The sequence below is a fragment of the Paraburkholderia sp. RL18-085-BIA-A genome, assembly GCF_046027075.1.
GTDB lineage: Bacteria > Pseudomonadota > Gammaproteobacteria > Burkholderiales > Burkholderiaceae > Paraburkholderia.
Genome location: NZ_JARESU010000229.1, coordinates 1 through 8,440, shown reverse-complemented (window position 1 = coordinate 8,440; position 8,440 = coordinate 1). Strand labels below are relative to the sequence as shown.

The following is an 8,440-nucleotide window of genomic DNA, read 5'->3' as shown; positions in this document are numbered from 1 at the left end:
AGCGCCCCCGGCTCGTGGGCCATCACCGGATTGTCGACCAATTTGAGCGTAGCGTCGAACGACGGAAAAGCGACCGGCTGCGGGAGCTTGACGTGAAACCGCGCAACCTGTCCCCCGATCGTCTCGCGCTGGTGCACTGAACTGTTCCCCAGCCACGTTGCCTAATTTTCGCGATCTTCGCGGAATTGCCCCGTCCGGCACTGAGCAGGGGGCGCTGCAGTTTATATAACCCGGTGTCGGAAGAAACCATGAGAGGATCACCATGCGAAAACTTACCCCCGCCGGCCAGCAATTGATCGAAGAAGTAGCCCAGCGACATGGGTTCAGCACGGACGCCGTGATGAGCATGCTGGAGCCTGTGATTCGCGGTAACGGCAGCATGGCCCAGTTCAATCACCCCGAATTTGGTGGCTCCGGCCAGTGGATGCAGGGGGGAATGACCATGGTCTCCGACATGTTCAACAACTACCTGAAAGGCCGGGTCGATGGGCTCTGTTCCGAGCTTTCCCGCCTGATGGCAAATCAGCCCGACCTTATTCGCAGCGGCAGCTTCCAGTCGCAGAGCCAGGGTACTCAGCAGCAGGGCAACGACGACGGCGGCCAGCAACAACAGCAGAGCGCTGGTTACGGTGGCAGCAACCAGCAGCAGACTGCAGCCGGACCGGGTGGACCGGTGAGTCTGTTCGTTCCGCCCGCCCCCGGCACCTCTGGCGACTGGTGGCCCGCTGATCTCGGGCGGCCCAACAGCACCGGCGCGCAGAACGACGTCCGCTACGCCTACTTCGCACAGACCCGGCGCCTGGCGATCGAAGTGAACGGCAAGGTGACGATTTACGATACGCTCGATCACCAGATCAGCGGCTTCTCACAGCAGCAGTCCCGCGGCGCGTCCCTCACATTCGCGAGCCAGCACGGCTTGGTTGCGGTCGCCGGCCTGCCGGTTGTCTCGGTCGGTGGGGTTCCGCAGCCGGCGTCGTCGCCGGTGCCGGTGCAGGACGAGCCCGTCAGCACTCAGTCGGTCGCCCGCGAGGCGGACGTGTTCGCCACCATAGAGAAGCTCGCCCAACTGCACGCGAAGGGGATTCTCAGCGATGAGGAGTTCGCCGCCAAGAAGGCGGAACTGCTGAGTCGTTTGTGAGCGCGTCATCGCGCAGCGCGATCGGGGCACGCTTTCTACTTGGCTGAAACGCCCACACAGGGACGGGCACATCGCCCGGTTGATGGCTCAGTAAGAAGCGACTCGACTTGTTCCTGTAGGTCCGGAATCGACCCACTCCGGCCGTTCGCATAGCTGCCCGCTAAACGGCCGCTTCCGAAGGGACTGCAGACATGCCACCGTAGCGGGAAAGCACAGTCGATGAGCATTTACCATTTGGCCTGCTGGAGCTCGGCGGCGAAACGCTCACCCAGCCAAGAATTAAGCCATGCTTCGCCCGGTACGAGTCTTCCGCGAACTGTCAGTCCGCGGATTGATCGGGTGAGGTTTCATTTAAAGCCTTGGGTGGGTTGAATGTGCGTCGCTCCCAAACGCTGTGGAGAGACGCCGAAATCCAGAACACCCAGCCCCCATCGTCACTGACATGCGACAGCGCCAAAATCATCGAGAGAGCGGCCGATATTGCGCCGAGTGCGCAGACCGCGAGCCATCCCCCCGTCGCCCAGCAAATGCCAACGCCAATCGAGAGCGCCGCTCCGCCGACGAACATCGCGATCGTGTACAGCGCATTCAGGCGTGTTCGTACATTGTGCGCAAGTCCGTAGAGGATCGAGCGATTTGATATGTCCGTGACCGTCGAACCAAGGTCCAGCATGACAAGCGCGATCGCCATCACGAGCAGGCTGTCCCGGCATAGCGCGAGAAGCGCCCAAGCCACAACGATAGTCGCGAGTGCTGCAGGCCGGGTGCGTTGAGGTCCGACGCGGTCCACCAAACGGCCGAAAAGCGGAGCACAGACGGCGGCCGCCGCGCCTAACAGAGCAACGTAGCCAATTTGATCCGGCCGCCAGCCAAAACGATCATGCAAATAGAGCGCCGAGCCGAGCCAGAACACATTGAATGATCCGAAGCTCAACGCTTGACAATAAGCCGCCGTGCGCAATGTCGGTGACGCAGTGAAAAGTCCGATGAGCGACTGGATCAGATACCGGTATCCGACGGCCGCCGTCTTTGGACGCAACGATGGTTTCACCTCTTTCAGGATCACGCCCAGGCAGGCGATCATGGCGCACGCGGCCAATGCGTACACCGTACGCCATCCGTAGTGGACCGCTACGAGGCCCGCTACCGTGCGCGCCATCAAGATCCCACATATGACTCCGCTGGTCAGCATTCCGGTGACACGTCCAATTCGACTCGCGGGCACATGAAGCGACGCGTAGGGTGGGAGCACATAAGGCGTGATGCCAAAAAGTCCCGCAGCAATACATCCGATGGCGAACAACTCGACGTTCGAGCTTGCCGCTATCAGGAGCAGCGCAGCTATCTGAAGTGGCACGACAATCACCAACAACTTCCGGGCTGTGATGACATCTGCGAGAGGTAGCAGGAAACAGATGCCGACCGCCAGTCCGAGTTGAAATACCGCTGGCAGCAGCCCGAGCCAGGCTTGCGGAAGCGCGAGGGCTGTCCCGACGGTACCCAGCAGCGGCTGAATGTAGTAGCAGTTGGCGACCGAAGTCGCCGAGACAGCGGCGAGCGCGCCCACGGCCCGTCCGTCGAGTTCCCATCGACTTGCAGAAGCCGACGAATTCATCGTTTCCATCCTGTTCGCTCCAGTCGGCCGAAGAACTTCGAAATTTCGTCCGCAGCCCGATCTGGATCCTCGCGATGAGGAAAATGTCCCACGCCCGGAAAAAACTCGAGGTCGAGGTGACCAAAGAACTCCGGTAGACGATCGGTCCATTCGAAGTCGAACAACTTGTCGTGCTCCGCCCACCGCACGCACGTCGGCAGATCGATCGGGGCTGGCGACAGCAAGGGCCGCGGGGCAGCCGCGTCGTGTTCGCTCCGTCTTGCGCGATAGTGTGCAAGGCTGCCTTCGATAACCCCCGGCCTTTGATAAGCGGAAACGAACGCGTCCAGAACTCCGTCGAACGCATCCTTGCGGAAGGCCCAGTCCTTGAGAAAGTGCGAGATGTAGAGGCGAACCGTCTCCGGCGTGGCGCTCAAGGGCCGCGGAGCGAGGTCGGACTGGTGAAAGTGAAAGTACCAGGTGAGCGCGCCGCGTCCTGCGCCCATGAAGCGGTCTCCGATACCGGGGTAGATGAAGTCAAAGAAGAAAAGCCCGGCTATCTGTTCAGGTCGTTTTCGGGCGAGTGCTTGGGAGATCGCTCCGCCGATGTCGTGTGCGACGACGCCAACCGGACCAAGATGAAGCGCTGCGATTAGCGTCGACATGTCGTCGGTCTGTTGCTCGGGTCCGAACGCCCCTTTCGGCATGTCGCTATCGCCAAATCCTCGCAGGTCGGGCGCTATCAGCTCGAAGCGATCCGCGAGGCGCATCATGATGGGTTCCCATGTCAACCAGAATTCCGGCCAGCCGTGCAAGAGCAAAAGCGGGCGGCCCTGTCCAACTCGAGCAACGTGCAACTTCGCGCCATTAACGTCCATGTTTGAATGCCTGATTTCTCCAGCATGCATTGATTCCTTCGTTGAGGTCAGCCTTCTGTCTCTGATAGACCACCGGTTATCCGCAAAACCGTTGAAAAAAAATCAACACTCCGGTCGCGGAACCGACGTGGCTCAGCATGGCGGACGAAAACCCCCACGCCTGCTGATACATCCGGTAAAGCGGCGTAGGCGCGCTCGAAGCGCCGAAAAACGTGGCAGCCGTCAGTGCATAAACCCAAAGGGCCTGCGACGTGCGCGGAACGGGAAACTTGACGGCGGTATCGAAGGTCATTGCGCAGCCCGGTGAATAAACGCAAAATAACTGCTTTAGCGGATTGTGCGCCATGCCTTCCGTTAATGCAACATTTTAGCTTTAGTGGTTTTTGCAGTTTTCGACAAGGCGAGTGGACGGCACCGCGGGAGTAAGAAAAATATGGCAGCACATGAAGGTTTGCGGCCCGGTGGGCGCAGCGCACGGGTGCAGGAATCCGTCCATCAGGCGGTGAACGCGCTGCTGGCCGAGCTGCCGCGCGACGAGATCTCCGTGGCCCAGGTGGCCGCCCGGGCGGGCGTGACGCCGTCCACCATTTACCGGCGCTGGGGGGATTTGCAAACCCTTCTGGCCGATGTCGCCGTGAAGCGTTTTTATCCGGACACTGGACCTGCCGATACGGGCTCGCTCCAGAACGATCTCGAAACATGGGCGCAGGGATACCAGGAAGAAATGTCGTCCGCGCTGGGCCGCGCGATGACGCGCGATGTGCTCGCAGGCATGAATGCCGATGGCAGCGGCCCGGCCTGCCAATGCGCGGCAATCACGCGTTCACAGCTACAGATGATGCTCAATCGGGCCATCGAGCGCGGCGAATCGCCTCCAGATGTGCACGACGTCATGGACAGCGTGGTTGCGCCCCTCATGTATCGACTGCTGTTCGACGACGTGCCGATCGATCCCGCGTTCGCACGCACGCGTGTGGCGATGCTGCTGGATGCACAAACAGAGGCTTGATTTCCGTGGCGCATTGCCGAAGTAATGCTGATTGTCCGCTAAGGAGCGTAGTAACCGCTGCACGGCAGGCGTTCCGAAGAAACGTAGCGGCGGTTTCGGGTTTGGTAAGGTGGCATGTCGCGCCACTGAAGACCGAAGTTTTAATGGTGCTATGAACGCCCGATTTGGAGCGTGGTCCGGGGTCACGTCGGCGACATTGGTGAGTTCGTGCGAGCGAACATCCCGTTTGAGAGATTGAGCAGTGACGACGTACCCTCAGCAGCGCGGCATTCCTCTATTAATTATGGAGTGGAGAATGGCGCAGCGCACGCGAGTCAAACTGGAAATAGCGAACCCGAATGCCGCGGGAATAGATGTCGGTTCCGCAAGTCATTTTGTGGCAGTACCGCCGGATCGGGACGACCAGCCCGTGCGGGAATTCCGGAGTTTTACGGAGGACCTGGAGCGACTCGCGGATTGGCTGGTCGCGTGCGGCGTAGACACGGTGGCCATGGAATCGACAGGGGTGTACTGGATTGCCCTGTTCGAGTTGCTGGAATCGAGGGGCCTGAGGGTGTATCTGGTCAACGCCCGGCACGTCAAGAACGTCTCGGGCCGCAAGTCAGACGTGCTGGACTGCCAATGGTTGCAGCAGCTGATGAGTTACGGGCTGTTGTCGGGAGCGTTTCGTCCGAGCGACGAGATCTGTGCGTTGCGCGCGGTGATGCGTCAGCGCGCAATGCTGCTGTCTTACCAGGCGCGGCATGTGCAGCACATGCAAAAGGCTCTCACGCAAATGAACGTGCAGTTGACCAACGTCATTTCCGATGTTGTCGGGGAGACGGGGCAGAGGATTTTGCGCGCCATCGTTGCTGGCGAGCGCGATCCGCTGAAGCTCGCTGAGCTCAAGCACGCACGAATTCGGGCGAGCCAAGAAGAGATCGCCAGGTCGCTGCAGGGCAACTGGCGGGAAGAACACCTGTTCGTCCTGGCTCAGTCGGTTGAACTGTTTGATGCCTATTCTCAAGCACTCCAGCGCTGTGACCTGCAGTTGGAAAGCATGCTAAGAACGCTGAGTCGAACCCAAGCCGAACCCGGGCCGTCAAAGCGACGTCGCATCAGCAAGGTCAAGAATTCCCCAAAGTTTGATGTGCGCACCTATCTGTTCCAAATCTGCGGCGTAGACCTGACTGCCATTGATGGCATCGACGTTAGTACGGCACTGAAGGTGATCGCCGAGGTCGGCCCGGATCTGTCCCGCTTCAAAAGCGCCAAGCACTTTGCATCCTGGCTTGGCTTGTGCCCCGGAACCAAGATATCCGGAGGTAAGCTCCTTTCGGGCGCAACCAAAGGCAACGCCAATCGCGCCGCCCAGGCCCTCAAGCTCGCTGCTGTCGGACTTCGCCCCAGCCAGTCTGCCCTGGGCGCCTATTATCGACGTATGTGCGGGCGTCTAGACAAGGCCAAAGCCGTAACCGCCGTCGCACACAAACTTGCACGCCTGATCTACGCCATGCTCACCAAAGGCACGGCATACGTCGATCAGGGGCAGGCCTACTACGAGGAACGCTATCAGCAACGCGTACTCTTCCACCTCAAGAAAAGGGCCGCTGCCATGGGGCTCGAGCTCGTGCCCATACAGCCACAAGGACAATCTGATTGAAAAATAACCCGTCTTTTCAGCTACTTGAAGTTGTTTCTTGAGAGAGCTGCGCTGACGTTCGCACGGCGATGATCAGGAGTCGGCGAATGGCGGTTTGTGGCCGGGAGCCGAAGATCGAGTTGATCGACGAAGGGCCACACTCGTAAATTCGCGCGGTCAAGCAACTTTACTTCGGACTTATGGTTGCACCGCATCGGTCTGGGTACTTCCGGTGCAATCGGATATTTACTCCCCGCCCTCGCGAACTGGTAGCACGGTCTTGTACTGGACACGCCGCAAGGCGATCGACGTGCTGACGTCGCGAACACCCTCGATGGTCGCGAGCCGTGTCATCACGAAACGCTCGATTCCAGCCATGTCACTGGCCACCACACGCACGATGTAATCGAACGCGCCGGTCATCAGGTAGCACTCCATCACCTCCTCGCAGCTCCGCAGGGTGCGCTCGAAAGCAGCCAGTTTCGCCGCGGATTTTTCAATTGCGACCGATACGTAGGCGGTGACGGGGAATCCCACCTTCTCCTGATCCAGAAGTGACACGTATTTTGTAATAACGCCCGCCTCTTCGAGCAGACGAATGCGCCGGTAGAGCGGCGAAAGCGAAATGCCCAGCGATTCGGCCAGGTCCGCGGCCTTGACATGTGCGTCACGCTGTAGCGCCTGCAGGATATCAATATCGATCCGGTCAAATTTCATTAGCTCATTGTGTCAAATAAACGCAAAAATGTGCCTGATTTTGCCACCGTGCGGCCAGTTCATTGGCTCATTTTGGCACGTACGACCGGCGCACACCAGCTAGAATTTTTCACATGACGTGTCGTGTCCTGTCGCAGCAGCGCAGCGCTGCCGGGGTCGGTAATGGGCCACTCACACACGCTTCCCGCTTGCTGATATACGAGGCAAGCGTGGCCCGCTCTGGAACGAGCAGAGGATGCAATGGAAAGGAGCAAACGTGACTTTTTCTAATGGACAACTGGCTGGCAAGGTGGCGCTCGTGACCGGGGGCTCGCGCGGGATAGGGGCGGCCATCGCAAGACGGCTTGCAAGCGATGGCGCGGCCGTATCGATAACCTATTCGAATTCGAGTGACGACGCGGATCGTGTCATCGAGGACATCGAACGCGCCGGAGGAAGAGGCGTCGCAATTCGCGCGGATAGTGCCGACGCGGAAGCAGTTAAAGCCGCAGTCGGATCGACCTCAAAGCGCTTCGGGGGCCTGGATATTCTCGTGAACAACGCCGCGATGTTCCGCCGCGGCCTGATCGACGGCTTCCCACTGGAAGATATCGACCGGATGCTGGCCATCAACGTCAAAAGCCTGCTTGTCGCCATTCAGGAATCGCTCCGCTTCATGCAAAAAGGCGGCAGGATCATCAATATCGGCAGCATCAGCAGCGACTACATGCCGATTCCGGGCGTGTCCGTCTATGCCGCGACGAAAGGTGCGGTAACCAGCATGACGCGTGCTCTGGCAAGGGATCTTGGCAGTCGGGAAATTACGATCAATAACGTCCAGCCGGGACGGATCGATACGGTGATGAACCCGGCCAACGGTCCGATGGCCGACCAGATCCGGGGATCGATTGCACTGGGCCGCTACGGGTCAGGCGACGACATTGCGGGACTTGTCGCCTGGCTGGCAAGCCCCGATGCGGCGTTCATAACGGGCACCAGTCTGAAGGTTGATGGGGGTACAAGTGCCTGAGCCGCTCAGATCGACCGTGAACGGCCGTTCGGACTCGCGCCACCGCAACACCTTATAGATAGCCTTCAATCGAACCGGATATACGTATGCTTTTAACTCTCCTATTAGAACGCCTCGACCGCTGGCTGCAAAACACCCATCGGACCCCGTGTGATGAATATCTCGCAGCTTCGAAGGATATTGCCGAGCTTGAGCGTCGGATGAAAGAGTGCGATGGTTAGCTCGGGCCGACGCCGGTCGCGAGCGATTCACGATAACGGCGTCAATGCCCCGCTCTATGCCCGCGGCGAGGCGACTCTTCTGAGGACAATGCGCCGTCGTTGCCATCTCCACATTCTAGGCATGGAATTTCTGTGACAGATTGAGCGGCGGGTTTGGCCAAGGTTGCGACGTGCATCGTCGGTGCGTGAGCGGCCGGTTACTGATACGAAGCCGACACCCGAATGTCAGAGCCACGCACGAGGTGAACGACGC

General features: G+C 59.6%; 9 protein-coding genes. 5 read left to right on the top strand and 4 right to left on the bottom strand.

The genetic code is table 11. From position 1 onward, the window contains the following. Positions 1-262: 262 nt before the first annotated feature. The gene (locus P0D89_RS49160; protein WP_408369905.1) at positions 263-1,138 is read left to right on the top strand and encodes an SHOCT domain-containing protein; all 876 of its coding nucleotides are present in this window, start codon (positions 263-265) and stop codon (positions 1,136-1,138) included. Between the two features lie 319 nt (positions 1,139-1,457). Here P0D89_RS49160 and P0D89_RS49155 read toward each other — a convergent pair whose 3' ends face one another. The 3 genes from P0D89_RS49155 to P0D89_RS49145 form a co-directional block, all read right to left on the bottom strand. After that, the gene (locus P0D89_RS49155) at positions 1,458-2,762 is read right to left on the bottom strand and encodes an MFS transporter (RefSeq protein WP_408369908.1); all 1,305 of its coding nucleotides are present in this window, start codon (positions 2,760-2,762) and stop codon (positions 1,458-1,460) included. Beyond that, a complete protein-coding gene (locus P0D89_RS49150) occupies positions 2,750-3,610 on the bottom strand; it encodes an alpha/beta fold hydrolase (RefSeq protein ID WP_408369911.1) in 861 nt (286 codons plus the stop codon). The genes P0D89_RS49155 and P0D89_RS49150 overlap by 13 nt, the downstream gene beginning before the upstream one ends. A gap of 76 nt (positions 3,611-3,686) precedes the next feature. After that, complete coding sequence (locus P0D89_RS49145) at positions 3,687-3,956, bottom strand: hypothetical protein (RefSeq protein ID WP_408369929.1); 270 nt, start codon at positions 3,954-3,956, stop codon at positions 3,687-3,689. Between the two features lie 156 nt (positions 3,957-4,112). On the opposite strand from P0D89_RS49145, the gene P0D89_RS49140 reads away from it, so the two are divergent. Together P0D89_RS49140 and P0D89_RS49135 are read left to right on the top strand one after the other, a co-directional pair. Next, complete coding sequence (locus P0D89_RS49140; protein WP_408369914.1) at positions 4,113-4,619, top strand: TetR/AcrR family transcriptional regulator; 507 nt, start codon at positions 4,113-4,115, stop codon at positions 4,617-4,619. A 295-nt stretch (positions 4,620-4,914) separates the two neighbouring features. Further along, positions 4,915-6,261: an IS110 family RNA-guided transposase gene (locus P0D89_RS49135; RefSeq protein ID WP_408369917.1), complete on the top strand. Its 1,347-nt coding sequence runs from the start codon at positions 4,915-4,917 to the stop codon at positions 6,259-6,261. Between the two features lie 225 nt (positions 6,262-6,486). Here the strand turns inward: P0D89_RS49135 and P0D89_RS49130 are convergent, their stop codons facing one another. Beyond that, positions 6,487-6,957 (bottom strand): Lrp/AsnC family transcriptional regulator, encoded by a 471-nt coding sequence (locus P0D89_RS49130; protein WP_408369920.1) that lies wholly within the window; start codon positions 6,955-6,957, stop codon positions 6,487-6,489. 235 nt (positions 6,958-7,192) lie between these two features. Here P0D89_RS49130 and P0D89_RS49125 point away from each other — a divergent pair, with 235 nt between their 5' ends. Beyond that, positions 7,193-7,966 carry a 3-oxoacyl-ACP reductase family protein gene (locus P0D89_RS49125; protein ID WP_408369923.1) on the top strand — a complete coding sequence of 258 codons (774 nt, stop codon included), beginning with the start codon at positions 7,193-7,195 and terminating at the stop codon, positions 7,964-7,966. Positions 7,967-8,052: 86 nt separating this feature from the next. Beyond that, positions 8,053-8,187, top strand: coding sequence for a DUF3563 family protein (locus tag P0D89_RS49120; RefSeq protein WP_408369926.1), 135 nt, complete (start codon positions 8,053-8,055; stop codon positions 8,185-8,187). Positions 8,188-8,440 lie beyond the last annotated feature (253 nt).